Source organism: Domibacillus epiphyticus (assembly GCF_001975785.1).
Lineage (GTDB): Bacteria > Bacillota > Bacilli > Bacillales > Domibacillaceae > Domibacillus > Domibacillus epiphyticus.
Genome location: NZ_MSFI01000007.1, coordinates 12,691 through 35,608 on the forward strand (window position 1 = coordinate 12,691; position 22,918 = coordinate 35,608).

Consider the following 22,918-nt stretch of genomic DNA (forward strand, 5'->3'; position numbering starts at 1 on the left):
CCGCGCCTCACCAAGCTTACTTCATAAAGCCTTTATAATGACGCTTTACAAGTTGTGCTTCAAGCTGCTTCATTGTTTCAAGTGCCACACCGACGACGATCAACAGCCCTGTACCGCCAATTTGCGCCGCTGGTGGAAGACCCGCGAATTGAATGAAGAATACAGGCAGCACAGCAACGACTGATAGGAAAATTGCACCGACGAATGTCAGACGGTAAAGCACATTTGTCAAATAATCCTGTGTGTTCTTCCCGGGACGAATACCCGGAATATATCCACCCTGCTTTTTCAAGTTATCTGCAACTTGTTCAGGGTTTACTTGAATAAAAGCATAGAAATACGTAAACGCAACAATCAGTGCAACATAAATGATCATCCCGACCGGCTTCGTATAATCAAAGATGTTTTGAATGGTGTTCGTCACATCATTTGAACCGAAAAACGAGCCGATTGTCTGTGGCGTAATCAAGAATGAAATTGCAAAGATGACCGGGATTACTCCCGCAGCGTTTACTTTCAACGGAAGATGAGTCGACTGACCGCCAACCGGTGCTATTCCGCCTTCTGCTCCGACACGTTTCGCGTATTGAATTGGAATTTTCCGCAGCGCCTGCTGAAAGAAAATTACACCTACGACAATTGCCAGTACAGCTACCAAAATCAGAAGCAAAACTAAAATACGCAGGAAAAGCTGATCGCCCGCTCCTTCGATTTGCTGTACATAAATTTGGTTTACCGCTCCTGGAATTGCAGCAGCAATCCCTGCGAAAATGATAATCGAAATTCCGTTGCCGACTCCTTTGGCCGTGATTTGTTCACCCAGCCACATAAGAAAAGCCGTACCTGCAGTCAGCACAAGTGCAATTAACAAGTATCCGGCAAAACTATTGTTTTCGACAAGCAGGCCGCCATACAAACGGTTAAATCCGTATGACATGCCCAGGCCTTGAATGAAACCGAGCACGATTGTGAAGTAACGGGTAAACTGAGTCAGTTTACGCCGTCCGACATCCCCTTGCTTGGACCATTCAGTGAACTTGGGTACTACATCCATTTGCAAAAGCTGCACGATGATGGACGCTGTAATGTAAGGCATAATTCCCATTGCAAGAATTGAGAAGTTTTGGAGAGCTCCTCCACCGAACGTGTTAAGAAATCCAATCAAACCGGCCTGTTCCTGCATGCGGAGAACATCCGCATTAACATAGGGAACAGGAATGAATGTGCCAATACGGAATACGATTAACATAAGAAGGGTGAATATAATTTTGTTTCTTATATCACCCACGCGCATAAAATTGGAGATTGTGCGAAACATCAGATCACCTCAGTCTTACCGCCGGCCGCTTCAATTGCTTCTACCGCAGCAGCAGAGAATTTGTGAGCTTTAACAGTAAGCTTTTTCTCTACGTTGCCGTTCGCAAGAATTTTGATTCCTGCTTTTTCGCTTTTCACAATGCCGCTTTCGATAAGAAGTTCAGGTGTAACTTCTGCTCCTTCTTCGAAACGATTCAATGTATCGATGTTCACGACCGCATACTCTTTACGATTTACATTCGTAAAGCCGCGTTTTGGAAGACGACGGAATAAAGGAGTCTGTCCGCCTTCAAATCCTAAGCGTACACCACCGCCAGAACGTGCGTTTTGACCTTTATGACCTTTACCAGACGTTTTTCCGTTGCCGGAACCAGTACCGCGACCTACACGGTTACGTTCTTTACGTGAACCTGCAGCTGGTTTCAATTCATGAAGTTTCATGCTCGAGCACCTCCTTATTCTATAAAATGTAATTATTTTTCTGTAACAGTCACAAGATGAGCCACTTTGTTGATCATGCCGCGAATTGCCGGATTGTCGTTTTGCTCAACAGTCTGATGCATTTTGCGAAGACCAAGTGCCTTTACAGTTTCGCGCTGATCTTGCGTACGTCCGATCAGGCTGCGAGTGAGGGTAATTTGTAATTTTTCAGCCATTATGATTCCCTCCTTATCCTAACAGTTCTTCTACAGATTTGCCGCGAAGTTTTGCAACTTCTTCAGCTGTTTTCAATTCTTTCAAGCCTTCGATTGTAGCACGAACCATGTTGATAGGTGTGTTTGAACCGAGTGATTTGGAGAGAATGTCACCAACACCAGCAAGTTCAAGTACCGCACGGACAGGTCCGCCTGCGATAACTCCTGTACCTTCAGAAGCAGGTTTCAATAATACTTCACCAGCACCGAAATGACCGATCACCTGGTGAGGCAAAGTTGTGCCAACCATTGGTACAGATACAAGGTTTTTCTTTGCATCTTCAATCGCTTTACGGATAGCATCTGGAACCTCTTGCGCTTTACCAGTTCCAAAGCCTACATTACCATTTTTATCGCCAACGACAACGAGTGCAGTAAAGCGGAAACGGCGTCCGCCTTTCACAACTTTCGCCACACGGTTGACCGTTACTACGCGTTCTTCAAGTTCGAGTTTGTTTGGATCAATGCGACGCATTAAATGTGTCCCTCCTTTTATTAGAATTCAAGGCCATTTTCACGAGCAGCGTCAGCCAAAGCTTTAACGCGGCCATGATAAAGGTAGCCCCCACGGTCGAATACAACAGAAGCGACACCTTTTTCAGTTGCGCGTTTAGCGAGCAATTCGCCAACTTTCGCAGCAGCTTCCTGGTTGCCTGTTGATTCAATACCGAAATCTTTTTCAATTGTTGAAGCACTTGCAAGTGTAACACCATTTACATCATCGATCAATTGAGCGTAAAGGTGCTTGTTAGAACGGAATACGTTCAAGCGTGGACGTGCTGCTGTACCTGCGATTTTCGCACGAACACGAGCGTGGCGTCTTTTACGCGTTTTATTTTTATCAGGTTTTGTAATCATCCCGAGGTCACTCCTTTCCGTTGCCTACGCGGCATTATTTACCTGTTTTACCTTCTTTGCGTCGTACTTGTTCGCCTTCATAGCGAATACCTTTGCCTTTGTATGGCTCAGGAGGACGAACTTGGCGAATATTCGCAGCAATCGCGCCTACGCGCTCTTTGTCGATACCTTTAATGCTAATTTTTGTATTAGCCGGTACGTCGATTTCGATGCCTTTTTCAGCTTCGAATTCCACTGGATGAGAGTAACCTACGTTCAATACAAGTTTCGTTCCTTGTTTTTGAGCACGGTAACCGACACCGATCAACTCAAGGTTTCTTTCGAATCCTTTTGATACGCCTTCAATCATGTTAGCAAGAAGAGCGCGAGTTGTTCCGTGGATTGTACGGTGTTCTTTTGACTCTGAAGGACGGACAACTGTGATCGTGTTGCCTTCTACTTCAATCGTCAAATCTTTATTAAACTGACGTGTCAATTCACCTTTAGGACCTTTGACAGTCACTTCATTGTTGTTATTTGTAATCGTAACGCCTTCTGGCAATTCGATTGGTTTTTTTCCTACGCGTGACATAGTTTCGCACCTCCATTCGTTAAAAAGTTATTACCAAACGTAAGCGAGTACTTCGCCGCCTACTTGTTTAGCGCGGGCTTCTTTATCAGTAACTACACCTGTTGATGTAGAAAGAATCGCAATACCAAGTCCATTAAGTACACGTGGCACTTCATCCGCTTTCGCATAAACACGAAGTCCAGGTTTTGAAATACGCTTCAAGCCTGTGATTACACGCTCGTTTCCGCTATATTTCAAGAAAATACGGATAACACCTTGTTTATCGTCTTCGATGAATTCAACGTCGCGGATAAAACCTTCACGTTTAAGAATTTCAGCGATTTCACGTTTAATATTGGAAGCAGGTACTTCCAGTTTTTCGTGACGAACCATGTTCGCATTACGAATGCGAGTTAGCAAGTCAGCAATTGGATCTGTCATAACCATTTTTTTTACCTCCTTCCGGAATCAGTGTATTACCAGCTGGCTTTTTTAACGCCAGGAATTTGACCTTTATAAGCTAGTTCACGGAAACAAATACGGCAAAGTTTAAATTTGCGGTATACAGAGTGTGGACGTCCGCAGCGTTCGCAGCGTGTGTACTCTTGCACTTTAAACTTCTGTGTGCGTTTTTGTTTCGCAATCATTGATTTTTTAGCCACGTTTTCGCCTCCCTTATATAGCGATTACTTTTGGAACGGCATTCCAATTAGTGTTAACAATTCACGAGCTTCTTCGTCCGTGTTGGCAGTAGTGACGATAACGATGTCCATGCCGCGTACTTTTGATACTTTATCGTAATCAATCTCAGGGAAGATTAACTGTTCTTTAACACCAAGAGTGTAGTTGCCACGACCGTCGAACGCTTTTTTAGAAACGCCGCGGAAGTCACGTACACGTGGAAGTGAAACAGAAACAAGTTTATCAAGGAATTCGTACATGCGCTCGCCGCGAAGTGTTACTTTCGCACCGATTGGCATACCTTCACGAAGACGGAATCCCGCGATTGAATTTTTCGCACGAGTGACCATTGGTTTTTGACCAGTGATTTGCTGCAATTCTTCAACTGCAGTGTCCAATACTTTCGCGTTTTGAACAGCTTCACCGACACCCATATTCACAACGATCTTTTCAATTTTAGGCACTTGCATTACAGAAGTGTAGTTGAACTTGCTCACGAGAGCAGGTGTGATTTCTTTTTGATACTTTTCTTTTAGGCGGTTCACTTAGAATACCTCCCTTCTTATGACATATTATTTATCTAAAGTTTCACCGGATTTTTTAGCTACGCGGACTTTTTTGCCGTCCACTTCTTTATAACCTACACGAGTAGGTTCGTTTGTTTTCGGATCCAACAGCATTACATTGGATACGTGAATAGCTGCTTCCTGGCTAAGGATGCCGCCTTGCGGATTCAATTGTGAAGGCTTCGCGTGTTTTTTCACGATGTTGACACCTTCAACAAGAACACGGTCTTTTTTAGGAAAAGCTGCAAGAACAACACCTGTTTTGCCTTTATCTTTACCTGTGATGACCATGACTTTATCGCCTTTTTTCACGTGCATGTTGCGCACCTCCTTGATTGGCCTTTTATTTGTTCAACTCAATTAGATTACTTCCGGAGCAAGGGAAACAATCTTCATGAAATTGCTGTCGCGAAGTTCGCGGGCAACCGGGCCGAAAATACGTGTGCCACGTGGGCTCTTATCGTCACGAATGATAACGCACGCGTTTTCGTCGAAGCGGATGTAGGAACCGTCATTACGGCGAACGCCGCGTTTCGTACGAACGATAACCGCTTTTACCACTTCACCTTTTTTGACAACGCCACCTGGTGTTGCTTGTTTTACTGTACACACGATAACATCTCCGACGTTAGCTGTTTTACGGCCAGAACCACCGAGGACTTTGATCGTTAAAACTTCACGTGCACCAGAATTGTCTGCTACTTTTAAACGTGATTCTTGCTGGATCATTTAGGTTACCTCCTTTCGGACTTTAACATCTATCCGAACATAAATTAGATGATGACTGCTTTTTCCACTACTTCTAAAAGGCGGAAACGTTTTGTTGCAGAAAGCGGGCGAGTTTCCATGATGCGTACTACGTCACCGATTTTTGCTTCGTTGTTCTCATCATGAGCTTTAAACTTTTTAGAGTACTTTACGCGTTTTCCATAAAGTTTGTGTGTTTTATATGTTTCAACAAGAACCGTTACTGTTTTATCCATTTTGTCGGATACAACGCGGCCTGTGTAAACTTTGCGCTGATTGCGTTCGCTCATCGTGCAAACCTCCTTTCAATTATCGGTTATCAATTTCCCGTTGACGAATCACGGTTTTCATGCGGGCGATTGCTTTACGTACTTCACGAATACGAGCAGTATTCTCAAGCTGTCCCGTCGCCAATTGAAAGCGAAGGTTGAAAAGTTCTTCTTTGAGCGACTTTACTTGTTGTTCAATTTCAGCAGTGGTAAGTTCACGGATTTCATTAGCTTTCATTTGATTCACCACCAATTTCTTCGCGTTTTACAACCTTGCATTTTACTGGCAGCTTATGAGATGCCAGACGAAGTGCTTCACGTGCTACTTCTTCAGAAACGCCGGCAATTTCAAACATGATTTTGCCTGGTTTTACAACTGCCACCCATCCTTCAGGTGCCCCTTTACCGGAACCCATCCGTACTTCAAGTGGTTTTTTCGTATATGGTTTGTGAGGGAAAATTTTAATCCAAACTTTACCGCCACGTTTCATGTAACGAGTCATTGCAATACGGGCAGATTCGATTTGACGGTTTGTGATCCAAGAAGCTTCAACAGCTTGAAGACCATATTCACCAAATGCTACTTCTGTTCCGCCTTTTGCTTGACCACGCATTTTGCCGCGGTGTACACGACGATATTTAACGCGTTTTGGCAACAACATATTATTTGCCTCCTTCCTGAGTTTTCTTCTTCGCAGGAAGAACCTCTCCACGGTAAATCCATACTTTTACGCCAAGCTTGCCGTAAGTTGTGTCTGCTTCAACATGTGCATAGTCGATGTCAGCACGAAGAGTATGAAGTGGAACAGTTCCTTCACTGTAATGTTCAGCACGGGCAATATCTGCTCCGCCAAGACGTCCTGAAACCTGAGTTTTAATTCCTTTTGCACCAGAACGGATTGTCCGTTGGATTGCCTGTTTCTGCGCACGGCGGAATGATACACGGTTTTCAAGTTGACGAGCGATGTTTTCCGCTACAAGTTTAGCATCAAGGTCAGCGCGTTTCACTTCAACGATGTTTATGTGAACACGTTTAGCTGTTAATTCATTCAAAGCTTTGCGAAGTGCTTCTACTTCAGAACCACCTTTACCGATAACCATACCTGGTTTAGCAGTGTGAATTGTGATGTTTACACGATTCGCAGCACGTTCGATTTCAACACGGGATAGAGAAGCATCTTTAAGACGTTCTTCGATGTATCCGCGCACTTTCAAATCTTCATGAAGAAGATCAGCGTAGTCTTTTTCAGCGTACCATTTTGAATCCCAGTCGCGAATGATCCCGACGCGCAGTCCATGAGGATGTACTTTTTGACCCACGAATTATCCCTCCTTCTTTTCTGCCACGACGATTGTGATGTGGCTTGTGCGTTTGTTAATTGCGCTTGCACGTCCCATTGCACGTGGACGGAAACGTTTCAATGTTGGTCCTTCGTTAACGTAAGCTTGAGTTACAACAAGGTTGTTTACATCAAGATCATAGTTATGCTCTGCATTTGCAATAGCAGAATTTAATAATTTTTCAATTACTGGAGATGATGTTTTGGGCGTATGTTTCAAGATCGCCACTGCTTCTCCTACTTGCTTGCCTCGAATCAAGTCAATAACTAGACGTGCTTTACGAGGAGCAATGCGAACTGTTCTTAAGACAGCTTTAGCTTCCATTGAAATATCCTCCTCTCAATTAGCGTCTTGTTTTCTTGTCGTCTGCAACGTGCCCTTTGTAAGTACGCGTTGGAGCGAATTCACCAAGTTTATGTCCAACCATATCTTCAGTTACGTATACAGGTACGTGTTTGCGACCATCGTATACTGCGATAGTGTGTCCGATGAATGTTGGGAAAATTGTAGAACGGCGTGACCAAGTTTTAATAACTTGCTTCTTTTCCGTTTCGTTCAACTTTTCAACTTTATTGAATAAATGATCATCAACAAAAGGTCCTTTTTTCAAACTGCGGCCCATTTGTGTACCTCCCTTCGTGATTGGACTACGGTTCGTATATAGAACCGTAGGACAATTACGTTATTTTTTACGACGACGAACGATAAATTTATCGGATTTGTTAACTTTTTTACGAGTTTTGTAACCAAGAGCTGGTTTGCCCCACGGTGTAACAGGACCTTTACGGCCGATAGGCGCGCGTCCTTCACCACCACCATGTGGATGGTCGTTCGGGTTCATTACAGAACCGCGTACTGTAGGTTTTTTACCTAACCAGCGAGAGCGACCTGCTTTACCGATGTTAACAAGTTCATGCTGCTCGTTACCAACTTGACCAATTGTCGCGCGGCATGTTGCAAGAATCATGCGAACTTCGCCTGAGTTCAAGCGTACGAGTACATATTTACCTTCTTTACCAAGCACTTGAGCTGAAGTACCTGCAGAACGAACTAATTGTCCGCCTTTGCCTGGTTTCAATTCGATGTTGTGGATAACTGTACCAACCGGGATATTTGCAAGTGGAAGTGCATTTCCTGCTTTAATATCAGCTTCCGGTCCGGACATGATTTCCGTTCCAACTTGGATGTTTTTTGGAGCTAAGATGTAGCGTTTTTCTCCGTCAACGTAGTTCACGAGTGCGATGTTAGCCGAACGGTTCGGATCGTATTCGATTGTAGCAACGCGGCCTGGAATGCCATCTTTATCGCGTTTAAAATCGATAATACGATATTGGCGTTTATGACCGCCGCCTTTATGACGAACAGTAATTTTACCTTGGTTGTTACGGCCGCCTTTCTTTTTCAAAGGCTCGAGCAATGATTTCTCCGGCGTGCTTGTTGTAATTTCAGCAAAGTCAAGAGTTGTCATATTACGACGACCGTTAGTGGTCGGTTTGTATTTTTTAATCGCCATTTCGTGTCCCTCCTCTTCTATTTTATAGGTTTATTAAGCTTCGAAAAGTTCGATTTCTTTGCTATCTTGCGTTAATGTGACGATTGCTTTACGGCGTTTGTTTGTATAACCCGCATGACGTCCCATACGCTTGAATTTACCTTTGTAGTTCATAACGTTCACGTTTTTAACTTTTACGCCGAAGATCTCTTCAACAGCAGTCTTCACTTGCGTTTTGTTTGCGCGTACGTCCACTTCAAACGTATATTTTTTTTCAGCCATAACAGCCATAGATTGTTCAGTAATAACGGGGCGCTTAATTACATCGCGTGCATCCATTATGCAAGCACCTCCTCTACTTTTTCAACCGCTGCTTTTGTCATGATAAGTTTATCATGTCCAAGCAGGTCAAGGATGTTGATGCCGGCTGCTTCAACCACTGTTACGCCAGGGATGTTGCGAGCGGACAATGCAACAAATTCGTTAACTGTATCTGTTACAATCAATGCTTTTGAGTTAACAGACAAGTTATTCAAGACATTAACAAATTCTTTTGTTTTTGGCGCATCGAAATTCAATGCTTCCAAAACAAGAATGTTTTGTTCTTGTACTTTTGATGACAAAGCCGATTTCAACGCTAGACGACGTACTTTCTTTGGCAGCTTGTAGCTGTAGCTGCGTGGAGCCGGTCCAAATACAGTACCACCGCCACGCCATTGTGGAGAGCGGATAGAACCTTGACGCGCGCGTCCAGTTCCTTTTTGACGCCATGGTTTACGACCGCCACCGCGTACTTCAGAACGGGTTTTTACTTTATGGTTACCTTGACGCAAAGATGCGCGTTGCATAACCACTGCTTCAAATACTACATGTTCGTTTGGTTCGATTCCGAATACAGCGTCATTTAACTCGATATCGCCGACTTCAGAACCAGATTGGTTTAATACTTTAACTTTAGCCATTCCTGTTTCCTCCTTTCCTAAAAAAGTTGATTAGTTTGCTTTAACCGCAGATTTCACTTGGATCAAGGCTTTTTTAGATCCTGGAACGTTTCCTTTAATAAGAAGAACGTTGCGCTCAGCATCTACTTTCACTACTTGCAAGTTTTGTACAGTTACTTGCTCTCCGCCCATACGGCCAGGGAGAAGTTTGTTTTTGAATACGCGGTTTGGCGCTACAGGTCCCATTGAACCCGGACGACGATGGTAGCGGGAACCATGAGACATAGGGCCGCGGCTTTGCCCGTGACGCTTAATAGCACCTTGGAAGCCTTTCCCTTTAGAAATTCCTGTTACGTCGACGATATCGCCTTCTGCAAAAATATCAACTTTGACTTCTTGACCAATTTCAAGATCATTGTCGATGTTACGGAACTCACGAATGAAGCGCTTAGGTGCGATGCCTTCGCCTGCTTTCTTTACGTGTCCAAGTGACGGTTTGTTCGCAAGCTTTTCACGCTTGTCTTCAAAACCTAATTGAACCGCTGTGTAGCCGTCGCTTTCGACTGTTTTCTTTTGAAGGATAACGTTTGGTGCTGCTTCGATTACAGTTACCGGGATAAGGTCACCGTTTTCAGCAAACACTTGCGTCATACCTACTTTTCTTCCTAAGATTCCTTTGGTCATGAGTCACACCTCCTGATTAATTGTTAGTTTATTTATTATAGTTTAATTTCGATGTCAACGCCTGACGGCAAGTCTAAACGCATCAATGAATCAACTGTTTTTGGAGTTGGGTTCACGATATCGATTAAACGTTTATGAGTACGCATTTCGAACTGCTCACGAGAATCTTTGTACTTATGAACCGCACGTAGGATTGTGTAGATAGATTTCTCAGTTGGAAGCGGGATTGGACCTGATACACTTGCACCAGAACGTTTAGCCGTTTCAACAATTTTCTCAGCTGATTGATCAAGAATACGATGATCATATGCTTTCAAACGAATACGAATTTTTTGTTTTGCCATTATTTTCCCTCCTTTTATCGCCTATTTAGCTAATAGACATACTCCGCGAAAATTTTTACCTGACATCAACGCCATGGCAAAGCGGCCGGGTGTGTCAGCAACCTTCCGCATCATCGCTGTCAAAAACCAACATTGATTATTATACCCCCTTTACGGGAGGATTGCAACAATAGAATCAAATTTTTATATATAGAAAAAATCCATTGTCTTAAACGAGTTTCTTCTATATTAAAATGACAGACTAATCACTTTGTAATAATGATAAACCCCTCAAAAAACAACTGCTTTACTGTGCAGCTCAAAAAAATAAAAGGCGACATTTTGGTCACCTATACTAAAACAAGAAATCCACCCCGATAACCGGGATGGATTGAATCATTCACAAGGAACGATATTATTTTTGGATTGTTGCTACAACGCCAGCGCCTACAGTACGGCCGCCTTCACGGATTGAGAATTTAGTACCTTCTTCAATCGCAATTGGAGCGATCAATTCTACAGACATTTCAACGTTATCGCCAGGCATAACCATTTCTACGCCTTCAGGAAGGTTGCAGATACCAGTTACGTCAGTTGTACGGAAGTAGAACTGCGGACGGTAGTTAGTGAAGAATGGAGTATGACGTCCACCCTCTTCTTTAGAAAGAACATAAACTTCCGCTTTGAAAGTTGTATGTGGTGTGATTGTACCTGGTTTCGCAAGTACTTGACCACGTTGGATTTCTTCACGCGCTACGCCGCGAAGAAGTGCGCCGATGTTGTCGCCAGCTTCAGCATAATCAAGAAGCTTACGGAACATTTCAACACCTGTTACAGTTGTTGATTTTGGCTCCTCAGTCAAACCGATGATTTCAATTGTATCACCAACTTTGATTTGTCCACGCTCAACGCGTCCAGTTGCTACTGTACCACGGCCAGTGATTGAGAAAACATCCTCAACAGGCATCATGAATGGTTTGTCAGTGTCGCGTGTTGGAGTTGGGATGTACTCATCAACTGCAGCCATAAGCTCATGGATTTTTTCTTCCCATGCAGCATCTCCTTCAAGTGCTTTAAGAGCAGAACCTTTGATAACAGGAATGTCATCGCCAGGGAAATCATATTCAGAAAGAAGGTCACGAACTTCCATTTCTACAAGCTCAAGAAGCTCTTCATCGTCTACCATGTCGCATTTGTTCATGAATACAACTAGGAATGGTACACCTACTTGACGAGAAAGAAGGATGTGCTCACGAGTTTGTGGCATTGGGCCATCAGCAGCAGATACTACAAGAATACCGCCGTCCATTTGAGCTGCACCAGTGATCATGTTTTTAACATAGTCAGCATGTCCAGGGCAGTCTACGTGTGCGTAGTGACGAGTTTCAGTTTCGTACTCAACGTGTGCAGTTGAGATTGTAATACCGCGCTCGCGCTCTTCTGGAGCACCATCGATTTGATCGTATGCACGCGCTTCTGCACCACCAGTTTTTGCAAGAACTGTTGTGATTGCAGCTGTTAGAGTTGTTTTACCATGGTCAACGTGGCCGATTGTGCCAATGTTAACGTGTGGTTTAGAACGGTCGAATTTTGCTTTTGCCATTAGGAAGTTCCTCCTTCAAAATATAAAAATTAGTATTTGTATATATAGTTCTTCCCCGGAAAAAAGGTTTTTCCGGAAGAAGGGAAAGCTTACAATAGTATTTATACTTGATTAACACGTATAAATCAATTATTCGCCTTTATTTTTTTTGATGATTGTTTCCATGACACTCTTCGGCACTTCTTCGTAATGATCGAAGTGCATTGAGTAGTTACCGCGTCCTTGCGTGTTAGAACGAAGTGACGTTGCGTAACCGAACATTTCAGAAAGTGGAACGAACGCTTTAACAACTTGAGCGTTTCCGCGTGCTTCCATACCTTCTACGCGTCCACGGCGTGATGTAATATCACCCATGATATCGCCTAGATATTCGTCAGGAATAACAACTTCAACTTTCATTAGCGGCTCAAGAAGTACCGGGTTACATTTAGAAATTGCGTTTTTAAGGGCCATAGAGGCAGCAATTTTAAACGCCATCTCAGATGAATCGACATCATGGTAAGAACCGTCGAAAAGGCGGGCCTTAACATCGATCAATGGATAGCCGGCAAGAACACCATTTTTCATAGCGTCTTCAAGTCCTGCTTGAACTGCTGGAATGTATTCACGTGGTACGGAACCACCGACGATACCATTTTCGAATTCAAATCCTGCTCCTTCTTCGTTAGGAGAGAACTCGATCCAAACGTGACCGAATTGTCCGCGACCACCAGATTGACGGGCAAATTTACCCTCAACTTGTGCGCTTGAACGGAACGTTTCACGATATGATACTTGTGGAGCACCAACGTTTGCTTCTACTTTGAACTCGCGACGCATACGGTCAACGATGATGTCAAGGTGAAGCTCACCCATACCTGCGATAATAACTTCACCAGTTTCCTGGTCAGTATGCGCATGGAATGTAGGGTCCTCTTCTTGAAGTTTTTGAAGCGCTGTTGTCATCTTATCTTGGTCGGCTTTTGTTTTCGGCTCAACTGAAAGTGAGATAACTGGCTCAGGGAACTCCATAGATTCAAGAATAACAAGGTTTTTCTCATCGCAAAGCGTGTCGCCTGTTGTTGTATCTTTCAATCCAACAGCAGCGGCGATATCGCCCGCGTATACTTCCGAAATCTCTTCACGAGAGTTAGCGTGCATTTGAAGGATACGTCCTACACGCTCACGCTTGCCTTTCGTTGAGTTTTGTACGTATGAACCAGATGAAAGAACACCTGAATATACACGGAAGAATGTTAATTTACCGACATATGGATCCGTCATAACTTTAAACGCAAGAGCCGAGAATGGCGATTCATCGCTTGATTCACGTTCCACTTCTTCGTCGCTGTCTGGAAGTGTACCTTTGATTGCTGGTACATCAACTGGTGCTGGAAGGTAGTCGATAACAGCGTCAAGCATAAGCTGAACGCCTTTGTTTTTAAATGCAGATCCAACCATTACAGGGAAGAATTCTACATTGATAACACCTTTGCGGATCGCAGCTTTGATTTCTTCATTCGTCAATTCTTCGCCGCCAAGGTATTTCTCCATTAATTCTTCATCAAGCTCCGCTACAGCTTCAATCAGCTTTTCACGGTACTCTTCTGCTTGGTCTTGGTAATCAGCAGGAATGTCAACAACTTCGATTTCAGTACCAAGGTCATTGCCATACATTGTTGCTTTCATTTCAATTAAGTCAATGATGCCTGAGAACTCGTCTTCAGCACCGATTGGCAATTGAATTGGATGTGCGTTCGCCATTAGACGGTCATGGATTGTGCCGACAGAGTAAAGGAAGTCTGCACCCAATTTGTCCATTTTGTTGACGAATACAACACGTGGAACACCGTATGTTGTCGCTTGACGCCATACTGTTTCCGTTTGCGGCTCAACACCGGATTGAGCATCAAGAACCGTTACAGCACCATCAAGTACACGAAGTGAACGTTCAACTTCAACTGTGAAGTCTACGTGTCCAGGTGTATCGATGATGTTAACGCGATGACCTTTCCATTGAGCAGTTGTTGCTGCAGATGTGATTGTAATACCACGCTCTTGCTCTTGCTCCATCCAGTCCATTTGTGAAGCACCTTCGTGCGTTTCACCAATTTTGTGAATACGGCCAGTGTAATAAAGGATACGCTCAGTCGTTGTCGTTTTACCAGCATCGATGTGAGCCATGATTCCAATGTTACGAGTGTTTTTTAAGGAGAACTCTCTTGCCATCTATTGTCTTTCTCCTTCCTGAATTAGGGTAGGTTTAAATTAGTTTTAAAAATTACCAGCGGTAGTGAGCGAATGCTTTGTTCGCTTCCGCCATTTTGTGCGTATCTTCACGTTTTTTAACAGAAGCACCGCTGTTGTTTGCTGCATCAAGGATTTCCGCTGCAAGGCGTTCTTCCATTGTTTTTTCACCGCGAAGGCGTGCATAGTTTACCAACCAGCGGAGGCCGAGTGTTGTACGGCGTTCCGGACGAACTTCAACTGGCACTTGGTAGTTTGCACCACCGACGCGGCGAGCGCGTACCTCTAGTACCGGCATGATGTTTTTCATCGCCTGGTCGAATACTTCCATTGGATCATTACCCGTGCGTTCACGGATTGTGTCAAAAGCTGCGTAAAGGATGGCTTGGGATTTTCCACGCTTCCCGTCAACCATCATTTTGTTAATAAGACGTGTAACTAATTTTGAGTTGTAAAGCGGATCAGGCAATACGTCTCTTTTTGCTACAGGACCTTTACGTGGCATGTGTTTTCCTCCTTTCGGAAATTAGGTTTTTAAGTTTATTTATTATGCTTTAGGAGCTTTAGGGCGTTTTGTACCGTATTTAGAACGGCCTTGACGACGAGTTTCAACGCCGGCAGTATCAAGCGCACCACGTACGATGTGGTAACGTACCCCCGGTAAGTCTTTTACACGTCCGCCGCGAATCAAAACAACGCTATGCTCTTGAAGGTTATGGCCGATACCAGGGATATAAGCTGTTACCTCAATACCGTTGCTCAAACGCACACGCGCATATTTACGAAGCGCTGAGTTTGGTTTCTTCGGCGTCATTGTACCAACACGTGTGCAAACACCGCGTTTTTGCGGAGAAAGTACATTCGTTTGGGATTTCTTAAAGCTGTTGAATCCTTTATTAAGCGCCGGAGACTTCGATTTAGTGATCTTTGATTTACGAGGCTTACGTACTAACTGATTAATAGTAGGCATGTAAAGATCCTCCCTTCCTTTTTTTCTAAGCCCACACTTCCAGGTGGCTCATTTTTGGGCAAAAACAAAGTTCTTGCAGAAATCTACAAAAACATCATTTGCATATAATAGCAACAATTGTTTTGTTCCTATATATAAATTCTAAGAATGATCATATAGGAGCACCTTGATCATATTATCACTTTCACTTTTTAGTGTCAACTATCTTCCGAAAAAAATTACCGGTGTTTGTACATACAAACACCGGTAACATAATTATTCAACCGGAACTGATTCTTCCACTTGTTTCAAATTTGCTTCGGATCGGCGGTAACGCTGCATACCAGTACCCGCTGGAACGAGTTTTCCGATAATGACGTTTTCTTTCAATCCGAGCAATTCGTCGCGTTTTCCTTTGATTGCTGCGTCTGTCAAGACACGTGTTGTTTCTTGGAATGATGCAGCTGACAAGAATGAATCTGTTTCCAATGACGCTTTTGTAATACCAAGCAGGATTGGACGTCCTGTTGCCGGTGTGCCGCCTTCGAGAAGGACTTTTTCATTCGCGTCACGGAACTGATGAATTTCAAGCAGACTGCCTGGAAGAACATCTGTGTCACCCGCTTCGAGAACACGCACTTTACGCAGCATTTGACGCACCATGACTTCTACGTGCTTATCGCCGATTTCTACACCTTGCATACGGTATACTTTTTGCACTTCGCGAAGCAAGTATTCCTGTACAGATGTAACGTCTTTGATTTTCAAGTATTCTTTCGGATCAATTGAGCCTTCAGTCAGTTCTTGACCGCGGGAAATTTGATCGTTGACAGTGACTTTCAAGCGCGCTGTATATGGCGCTGTATATGTGCGAGTTTCCACATCGCCCTGAATAACGATTTCCTGTTGTCGGTCGCGACCTTCATTGATCGAAGTAACCGTACCATTGATTTCCGAAATAATCGCCTGACCTTTTGGATTACGCGCTTCAAAAATCTCCTGGATACGCGGAAGACCTTGTGTGATATCGTCTCCTGCTACACCACCTGTATGGAACGTACGCATTGTAAGCTGTGTACCTGGCTCACCAATAGATTGGGCAGCGATAATACCGACTGCTTCCCCAACTTCTACTTCTTGGCCTGTCGCCAAGTTGCGTCCATAACATTTTTTACATACACCATGGCGTGTATTACATGTGAACGCAGAACGGATCCATACTTTTTCAACGCCTGCTTCCACTACGACTTTCGCTAAATCCTCGTCGATTTGCTCGTTTTCACGAACAAGAACTTCGCCCGTTTCCGGGTGCTTAATCGCTTTGCGTGAATAACGTCCAACAAGACGTTCTTCAAGCGCTTCGATAATTTCTGTTCCATCTTTAATCGAGCTGATTTCCAAACCGCGGTCTGTTCCACAATCATCTTCACGGACGATAACATCTTGTGCTACGTCAACAAGACGGCGTGTTAAGTAACCTGAATCGGCTGTTTTCAATGCGGTATCGGCAAGACCTTTACGCGCACCATGCGTCGAAATAAAGTACTCGAGTACTGTCAGACCTTCACGGAATGAAGATTTGATCGGAAGTTCGATGATACGGCCGGCCGGATTGGCCATGAGTCCGCGCATACCCGCAAGCTGTGTAAAGTTTGATGCGTTACCACGGGCGCCGGAGTCACTCATCATAAAGATTGGATTTCGTTTATCGAGTGATTCCATCAATTTGCCTTGAATGACATCTTTCGCTGCACTCCAGACGGAAATAACGCGGTCGTAGCGTTCTTCTTCCGTAATTAAACCACGGCGGAACTGCTTCATTACGTTATCCACTTTGTCCTGTGCTTCTTTCAAAATCTCTTCTTTTTCACCAAGAACGACGATGTCCGCAACCCCTACAGTAATACCCGCTTTTGTCGAATATCTGAAGCCGAGGTCTTTCATGCGGTCAAGCATTTTTGATGTTTCCGTAATTTTGAAGCGTTTGAACACTTCAGCAATGATGTTACCAAGGATTTTCTTTTTGAACGGCGACACAATTTCCTGTTTCGCGATGTGTTCACGCACATCCACACCCGCATCCACGAAATATTTCTCCGGCGTTTTCACTTCAAGGTTGCTGCTTGTCGGCTCGTTAATGAACGGGAATGTATCCGGTAAAATTTCGTTAAAGATCAATTTACCAACCGTCGTAACAAGAAGCTTTTTATTTTGTTCTTCTGTAAAGGTTTGATTTTCAAGCGATGATGCCGCAACCGCCACACGTGTGTGAAGGTGAACATAGCCATTTTGGTAAGCTAAGATCGCTTCATTTGTATCTTTGAAAACAGCCCCTTCACCTACTGCTCCTTCGCGTTCAAGCGTTAAGTAGTAGTTGCCGAGTACCATATCCTGAGACGGTGTAACAACCGGTTTTCCGTCTTTCGGATTCAAGATGTTTTGCGCAGCAAGCATGAGCATGCGTGCTTCCGCCTGTGCTTCAGCAGAAAGCGGAACGTGAACCGCCATCTGGTCACCATCAAAGTCAGCGTTATATGCTGTACAAACGAGCGGATGGAGACGGATTGCGCGTCCTTCAACAAGCGTCGGCTCAAATGCTTGAATACCGAGACGGTGAAGCGTCGGTGCGCGGTTCAATAATACCGGATGTTCTTTAATGACTTCTTCAAGGACATCCCATACGTCAGATTGAACCCGTTCGATTTTACGTTTTGCACTCTTGATGTTGTGCGCAAGACCTCTTTCCACGAGTTCTTTCATCACGAATGGTTTGAATAATTCAAGGGCCATTTCTTTCGGAAGACCACATTGATACATTTTCAAGTTTGGTCCAACAACAATAACGGAACGGCCTGAGTAGTCAACACGTTTTCCGAGCAAGTTTTGACGGAAACGACCTTGCTTCCCTTTCAGCATATGAGAAAGAGACTTTAATGGACGGTTACCAGGACCTGTTACCGGGCGTCCTCGGCGTCCATTGTCGATCAGCGCATCAACCGCTTCCTGAAGCATACGTTTTTCATTTTGAACGATGATGCTTGGTGCACCTAAGTCAAGAAGACGTTTCAAACGGTTGTTTCGGTTGATTACACGGCGATACAAGTCATTCAAGTCAGATGTCGCAAAACGGCCGCCGTCAAGTTGTACCATCGGGCGAAGTTCAGGCGGGATAACTGGCAGAACGTCAAGAATCATCCAATCCGGTTTGTTGCCCGAATGACGGAATGCTTCAATCACTTCAAGACGCTTGATCGCACGAGTACGACGCTGTCCTTGAGCTGATTTTAACTCTTCTTTTAACTGCTCTGTTTCTTTTTCAAGATCAATGTCCTGAAGAAGTTTTTTAATCGCTTCCGCACCCATAGAAGCCTGGAATTTGCTTCCGTATTTATCACGGTACGTACGGTATTCTTTTTCAGAAAGAAGCTGTTTCTTTTCAAGCGCCGTATCCCCAGATTCTGTCACAACGTATGAAGCAAAATAAATAACTTCTTCGAGTGCACGCGGGGACATATCTAGAACGAGACCCATGCGGCTTGGGATACCTTTGAAATACCAGATGTGTGAGACAGGGGCAGCTAGTTCAATGTGACCCATCCGTTCACGGCGTACTTTTGCTTTCGTTACTTCAACGCCGCAGCGATCGCAGACAACGCCTTTATAACGAACTCGCTTATATTTACCGCAATGACATTCCCAGTCCTTTGTCGGACCAAAAATTCGTTCGCAGAACAAGCCGTCTTTTTCCGGCTTAAGCGTACGGTAGTTGATTGTTTCAGGCTTCTTAACTTCTCCGTAAGACCATGAACGAATCTTGTCCGGTGAAGCAAGACCAATTTTCATATACTCGAAATTATTAACATCGATCAAGGGGCCTACCTCCCTTTTCTTTTTACCAAATTCCTTGAAAGCGCCCAAAAAGCGCTGAAAACAAGCGCTTTTTGGACAAATTTATTTAATGGTTCATTCTGTTGATCCGATTGGCTCAGTACCAGCAGGTTCAGGTGCGATATTTAACGTATCTGCCTGTTGAACGTCATCTTCATCTTCAAGATCACGCATTTCAATTTCCTGATCATCACCGGACATAATTTTTACGTCCATACCAAGACTTTGCAATTCTTTAATAAGTACTTTGAATGACTCAGGAACACCTGGTTCTGGAACATTTTCGCCTTTGACAATCGCTTCGTATGTTTTCACACGTCCGACGATGTCATCGGATTTAACAGTCAAGATTTCCTGCAATGTATAAGCAGCGCCATATGCTTCAAGCGCCCACACTTCCATCTCTCCGAAACGCTGACCGCCAAACTGTGCTTTACCGCCGAGCGGCTGCTGTGTAACGAGTGAGTAAGGACCTGTTGAACGGGCATGAAGTTTGTCATCAACCATGTGCGCCAATTTGATCATATACATGATTCCAACGGATACACGGTTATCAAACGGTTCGCCACTGCGTCCATCATAAAGAATGGTCTTTGCATCACGGCTCATGCCTGCTTCTTCAATTGTTTCCCACACATCATCCTCTGAAGCACCATCAAATACAGGTGATGCAACATGAATGCCAAGGTAGCGGGCAGCCAATCCTAAGTGAAGCTCAAGCACCTGTCCGATGTTCATACGGGATGGTACGCCGAGCGGATTAAGCATGATATCTACAGGTGTGCCGTCTGGCATATAAGGCATATCTTCTTCCGGCAAGATACGGGAAATAACACCTTTATTACCATGGCGTCCGGCCATTTTATCGCCTTCAGAAATCTTCCGTTTTTGAACAATGTAAACCCGCACGAGCTGGTTTACACCCGGTGGCAGTTCATCACCATCTTCACGGTTAAAGACTTTTACATCAAGTACAATACCGCCGCCGCCGTGAGGGACGCGAAGCGATGTATCACGGACTTCTCGAGCTTTTTCACCAAAGATGGCATGAAGAAGGCGTTCTTCCGCTGTCAGTTCTGTTACCCCTTTAGGTGTTACTTTCCCGACAAGTAAATCACCATCTTTGACTTCCGCACCGATTCGAATAATACCGCGATCATCGAGGTTGCGAAGTGCATCTTCTCCAACATTCGGTATGTCACGCGTGATTTCTTCCGGTCCGAGTTTTGTATCACGTGACTCTGACTCATATTCTTCAATATGAATGGAAGTATACACATCATCTTTTACAAGTCTTTCACTCATGATGATGGCATCTTCATAGTTGTAGCCGTCCCATGTCATGAATGCGACAAGAACGTTTCGTCCTAATGCTAGTTCACCAAGTTCCATTGAAGGACCGTCAGCGAGGATTTCTCCTTTTGTAACGCGGTCTCCTACAGCAACAATTGGACGCTGGTTATAACATGTTCCCTGGTTAGAACGGATGAATTTTTGAAGTTTGTATTTATCAAGATCGCCTTTTACTTCCTGTCCATCTACTTCTTGAATACGACGGACGAAAATTTGGCGTGCTTCTACTCGTTCAACAATTCCTTCGTGTTTACAAATAACGGCCGCACCAGAATCTTTTCCGGAAACGTACTCCATACCTGTTCCTACAATCGGCGCTTCTGGCTGCATTAATGGAACAGCCTGACGCTGCATGTTCGCTCCCATGAGGGCACGGTTGGAGTCATCGTTTTCAAGGAACGGGATACACGCTGTCGCAGCCGATACAACCTGCTTCGGCGATACATCCATGTAATCCACACGTTCGCGTTTAACAACGGTGTTTTCACCGCGGAAACGCGCAACAACTTCCTCTTCCGCAAATGAACCATCTTCGTTAAGCGGCACATTCGCCTGGGCGACAACGTAGTTATCTTCTTCATCAGCTGTTAAGTAATCAATTCTTTCCGTCACGCAGCCTGTATCAGGATCAACACGGCGGTAAGGCGTTTCGATAAAGCCGAAACGGTTCACTTTTGCAAATGAAGATAATGAGTTAATCAACCCGATATTTGGACCCTCAGGCGTTTCAATCGGACACATGCGCCCATAGTGAGAGTAATGAACGTCACGCACTTCAAAACCTGCGCGTTCACGCGTCAAACCACCAGGACCGAGTGCCGAAAGACGGCGTTTATGGGTTAATTCAGCCAACGGGTTCGTTTGATCCATGAACTGAGAAAGCTGTGAGCTTCCAAAGAATTCTTTAATCGACGCAATAACCGGGCGAATATTAATCAATTGCTGTGGCGTAATTGTTGCAGTGTCCTGAATCGACATACGCTCACGAACAACACGTTCCATACGGGACAAACCAATTCGGAATTGGTTTTGCAGTAGTTCTCCGACAGAACGAAGGCGGCGGTTGCCAAGATGATCGATATCATCAGTGTCGCCTACACCGTAAAGAAGATTGAAGAAATAGCCGATTGACGCAATAATATCAGCCGGAGTAATATTCTTCACGTTCATTTCCGGGAAACCATTCCCGATAATGTTGATGACCTGTTCGTCTTCGCTATTCGGCGCATACACTTTAATAGATTGAACCGTCATGTCATCTTCAATTACACCGCCTGATTGACGGTAAGATTTAAAAGATACCCCATTTTCAAGATGAGGGATAATTTTATCAAGCGTACGACGGTCAAGAATTGTTCCTGCCTCTGCGATAATTTCACCTGTTTCAGGATCAGCAAGAGCTTCAGCAAGACGCTGGCCAAACAAGCGATTTTTCGTATGAAGCTTTTTATTCATTTTATAGCGGCCTACGCTGGCAAGATCGTACCGTTTCGGGTCAAAGAAACGAGAGACTAGAAGGCTCTTCGCGTTTTCAACTGTTGGCGGCTCGCCCGGACGAAGTCGCTCATAAATTTCAATTAGCGCTTTTTCCGTTGTTTCTGTGTTATCTTTTTCAAGCGTATTACGTAAATATTCGTTATCACCAAGCAAGTCGATGATTTCTTGATCAGTACCAAACCCGAGCGCACGCAGTAAAACCGTTATTGGCAATTTACGCGTCCGGTCAATACGGACATATACAATGTCTTTGGCGTCTGTTTCATATTCTAGCCAGGCACCACGGTTTGGAATAACAGTCGCAGTAAAGCCGCGCTTTCCATTCTTGTCCAGTTTTCCGTTGTAGTACACACTTGGAGAACGAACAAGCTGAGAAACGATAACGCGCTCTGCACCGTTAATAATGAATGTTCCTGTTTCGGTCATAAGCGGGAAATCGCCCATGAAAACTTCCTGATCTTTCACTTCGCCCGTTTCTTTGTTTAAAAGACGGACTTTCACGCGGAGCGGAGCGGAGTAGGTTACATCTCGCTCTTTTGATTCATCCACGGGATATTTTGGCTCGGCAAGGCTATAATCGATAAATTCCAATGCCAGATTGCCTGTGAAATCTTCAATCGGAGAAATGTCCTGGAACATTTCACGCAGTCCCTCATCAAGAAACCATTGATAGGAGGCTGTTTGAATCTCAATCAAATTCGGTAATTCTAATACTTCACTAATGCGCGCATAGCTTCTGCGCTGGCGGTGTCGTCCATACTGAACTAGTTGACCTGTCAACTGATTCACCCCTCAAATCAAGCGTTATAATTGCCTATAATTCCTCTTAAGGCAGAGTATTCTCATACTCAATAAGACAAAAAGAAAAAGGTTTTGTCAAAGAAAACCTCATTTTTATCACAAATGGCCCTATTTTGTTGTCATTGTTCCCATTTCAA

Annotated in this window: 28 protein-coding genes; all 28 read right to left on the reverse strand. The window is 44.2% G+C overall.

The window, feature by feature from the left end:
* Positions 1–16 precede the first annotated feature (16 nt).
* Entirely contained in the window at positions 17–1,318 is a 1,302-nt protein-coding gene (gene secY / locus BTO28_RS04305) for a preprotein translocase subunit SecY (RefSeq protein WP_076764323.1), read from the reverse strand.
* Positions 1,318–1,758, reverse strand: coding sequence for a 50S ribosomal protein L15 (gene rplO, locus BTO28_RS04310; protein ID WP_076764324.1), 441 nt, complete (start codon positions 1,756–1,758; stop codon positions 1,318–1,320). Before rplO ends, secY begins: the two co-directional genes overlap by 1 nt.
* Before the next feature lie 32 nt (positions 1,759–1,790).
* Positions 1,791–1,973, reverse strand: coding sequence for a 50S ribosomal protein L30 (rpmD, locus tag BTO28_RS04315; protein WP_076764325.1), 183 nt, complete (start codon positions 1,971–1,973; stop codon positions 1,791–1,793).
* A 13-nt stretch (positions 1,974–1,986) separates the two neighbouring features.
* Complete coding sequence (rpsE, locus tag BTO28_RS04320) at positions 1,987–2,487, reverse strand: 30S ribosomal protein S5 (RefSeq protein WP_076764326.1); 501 nt, start codon at positions 2,485–2,487, stop codon at positions 1,987–1,989.
* A gap of 20 nt (positions 2,488–2,507) precedes the next feature.
* On the reverse strand, positions 2,508–2,870 hold the full coding sequence (gene rplR / locus BTO28_RS04325; protein WP_076764327.1) for a 50S ribosomal protein L18: 363 nt from the start codon (positions 2,868–2,870) through the stop codon (positions 2,508–2,510).
* 34 nt (positions 2,871–2,904) lie between these two features.
* Positions 2,905–3,441, reverse strand: a complete 537-nt coding sequence (rplF, locus tag BTO28_RS04330; RefSeq protein WP_076764328.1) for a 50S ribosomal protein L6 — start codon at positions 3,439–3,441, stop codon at positions 2,905–2,907.
* 30 nt (positions 3,442–3,471) lie between these two features.
* Entirely contained in the window at positions 3,472–3,867 is a 396-nt protein-coding gene (rpsH, locus tag BTO28_RS04335) for a 30S ribosomal protein S8 (RefSeq protein WP_076764329.1), read from the reverse strand.
* A 29-nt stretch (positions 3,868–3,896) separates the two neighbouring features.
* Positions 3,897–4,082 carry a 30S ribosomal protein S14 gene (gene rpsN, locus BTO28_RS04340; protein ID WP_046176559.1) on the reverse strand — a complete coding sequence of 62 codons (186 nt, stop codon included), beginning with the start codon at positions 4,080–4,082 and terminating at the stop codon, positions 3,897–3,899.
* Positions 4,083–4,106: 24 nt separating this feature from the next.
* On the reverse strand, positions 4,107–4,646 hold the full coding sequence (rplE, locus tag BTO28_RS04345) for a 50S ribosomal protein L5 (RefSeq protein WP_076764330.1): 540 nt from the start codon (positions 4,644–4,646) through the stop codon (positions 4,107–4,109).
* Positions 4,647–4,673: 27 nt separating this feature from the next.
* A complete protein-coding gene (gene rplX / locus BTO28_RS04350; RefSeq protein WP_075397850.1) occupies positions 4,674–4,985 on the reverse strand; it encodes a 50S ribosomal protein L24 in 312 nt (103 codons plus the stop codon).
* 42 nt (positions 4,986–5,027) lie between these two features.
* On the reverse strand, positions 5,028–5,396 hold the full coding sequence (gene rplN, locus BTO28_RS04355) for a 50S ribosomal protein L14 (protein ID WP_018395165.1): 369 nt from the start codon (positions 5,394–5,396) through the stop codon (positions 5,028–5,030).
* Between the two features lie 44 nt (positions 5,397–5,440).
* The gene (gene rpsQ, locus BTO28_RS04360) at positions 5,441–5,704 is read right to left on the reverse strand and encodes a 30S ribosomal protein S17 (protein WP_050182390.1); all 264 of its coding nucleotides are present in this window, start codon (positions 5,702–5,704) and stop codon (positions 5,441–5,443) included.
* Positions 5,705–5,723: 19 nt separating this feature from the next.
* Positions 5,724–5,921: a 50S ribosomal protein L29 gene (rpmC, locus tag BTO28_RS04365; protein WP_045851860.1), complete on the reverse strand. Its 198-nt coding sequence runs from the start codon at positions 5,919–5,921 to the stop codon at positions 5,724–5,726.
* Entirely contained in the window at positions 5,911–6,345 is a 435-nt protein-coding gene (rplP, locus tag BTO28_RS04370; protein ID WP_076764331.1) for a 50S ribosomal protein L16, read from the reverse strand. The genes rpmC and rplP overlap by 11 nt, the downstream gene beginning before the upstream one ends.
* A gap of 1 nt (position 6,346) precedes the next feature.
* On the reverse strand, positions 6,347–7,003 hold the full coding sequence (rpsC, locus tag BTO28_RS04375) for a 30S ribosomal protein S3 (RefSeq protein WP_076764332.1): 657 nt from the start codon (positions 7,001–7,003) through the stop codon (positions 6,347–6,349).
* 3 nt (positions 7,004–7,006) lie between these two features.
* Positions 7,007–7,348, reverse strand: coding sequence for a 50S ribosomal protein L22 (gene rplV / locus BTO28_RS04380; RefSeq protein ID WP_046176553.1), 342 nt, complete (start codon positions 7,346–7,348; stop codon positions 7,007–7,009).
* A 19-nt stretch (positions 7,349–7,367) separates the two neighbouring features.
* Complete coding sequence (rpsS, locus tag BTO28_RS04385) at positions 7,368–7,646, reverse strand: 30S ribosomal protein S19 (protein ID WP_018395159.1); 279 nt, start codon at positions 7,644–7,646, stop codon at positions 7,368–7,370.
* Between the two features lie 60 nt (positions 7,647–7,706).
* Positions 7,707–8,537 carry a 50S ribosomal protein L2 gene (gene rplB, locus BTO28_RS04390; RefSeq protein ID WP_076764333.1) on the reverse strand — a complete coding sequence of 277 codons (831 nt, stop codon included), beginning with the start codon at positions 8,535–8,537 and terminating at the stop codon, positions 7,707–7,709.
* A 33-nt stretch (positions 8,538–8,570) separates the two neighbouring features.
* A complete protein-coding gene (gene rplW, locus BTO28_RS04395; protein ID WP_076764334.1) occupies positions 8,571–8,855 on the reverse strand; it encodes a 50S ribosomal protein L23 in 285 nt (94 codons plus the stop codon).
* The gene (rplD, locus tag BTO28_RS04400) at positions 8,855–9,478 is read right to left on the reverse strand and encodes a 50S ribosomal protein L4 (protein WP_076764335.1); all 624 of its coding nucleotides are present in this window, start codon (positions 9,476–9,478) and stop codon (positions 8,855–8,857) included. Before rplD ends, rplW begins: the two co-directional genes overlap by 1 nt.
* 30 nt (positions 9,479–9,508) lie before the next feature.
* Positions 9,509–10,141: a 50S ribosomal protein L3 gene (gene rplC / locus BTO28_RS04405; protein ID WP_076764336.1), complete on the reverse strand. Its 633-nt coding sequence runs from the start codon at positions 10,139–10,141 to the stop codon at positions 9,509–9,511.
* 35 nt (positions 10,142–10,176) lie between these two features.
* Positions 10,177–10,485 carry a 30S ribosomal protein S10 gene (rpsJ, locus tag BTO28_RS04410; RefSeq protein WP_018395154.1) on the reverse strand — a complete coding sequence of 103 codons (309 nt, stop codon included), beginning with the start codon at positions 10,483–10,485 and terminating at the stop codon, positions 10,177–10,179.
* Between the two features lie 394 nt (positions 10,486–10,879).
* Positions 10,880–12,067, reverse strand: a complete 1,188-nt coding sequence (gene tuf / locus BTO28_RS04415; RefSeq protein WP_076764337.1) for an elongation factor Tu — start codon at positions 12,065–12,067, stop codon at positions 10,880–10,882.
* Positions 12,068–12,196: 129 nt separating this feature from the next.
* Positions 12,197–14,275 (reverse strand): elongation factor G, encoded by a 2,079-nt coding sequence (fusA, locus tag BTO28_RS04420; protein WP_076764338.1) that lies wholly within the window; start codon positions 14,273–14,275, stop codon positions 12,197–12,199.
* Between the two features lie 52 nt (positions 14,276–14,327).
* Positions 14,328–14,798: a 30S ribosomal protein S7 gene (rpsG, locus tag BTO28_RS04425; RefSeq protein ID WP_076764339.1), complete on the reverse strand. Its 471-nt coding sequence runs from the start codon at positions 14,796–14,798 to the stop codon at positions 14,328–14,330.
* Between the two features lie 42 nt (positions 14,799–14,840).
* On the reverse strand, positions 14,841–15,263 hold the full coding sequence (rpsL, locus tag BTO28_RS04430) for a 30S ribosomal protein S12 (RefSeq protein WP_076764340.1): 423 nt from the start codon (positions 15,261–15,263) through the stop codon (positions 14,841–14,843).
* A gap of 255 nt (positions 15,264–15,518) precedes the next feature.
* Positions 15,519–19,112: a DNA-directed RNA polymerase subunit beta' gene (gene rpoC / locus BTO28_RS04435; RefSeq protein ID WP_076764341.1), complete on the reverse strand. Its 3,594-nt coding sequence runs from the start codon at positions 19,110–19,112 to the stop codon at positions 15,519–15,521.
* Between the two features lie 93 nt (positions 19,113–19,205).
* Complete coding sequence (gene rpoB, locus BTO28_RS04440; protein ID WP_076764342.1) at positions 19,206–22,760, reverse strand: DNA-directed RNA polymerase subunit beta; 3,555 nt, start codon at positions 22,758–22,760, stop codon at positions 19,206–19,208.
* Positions 22,761–22,918 lie beyond the last annotated feature (158 nt).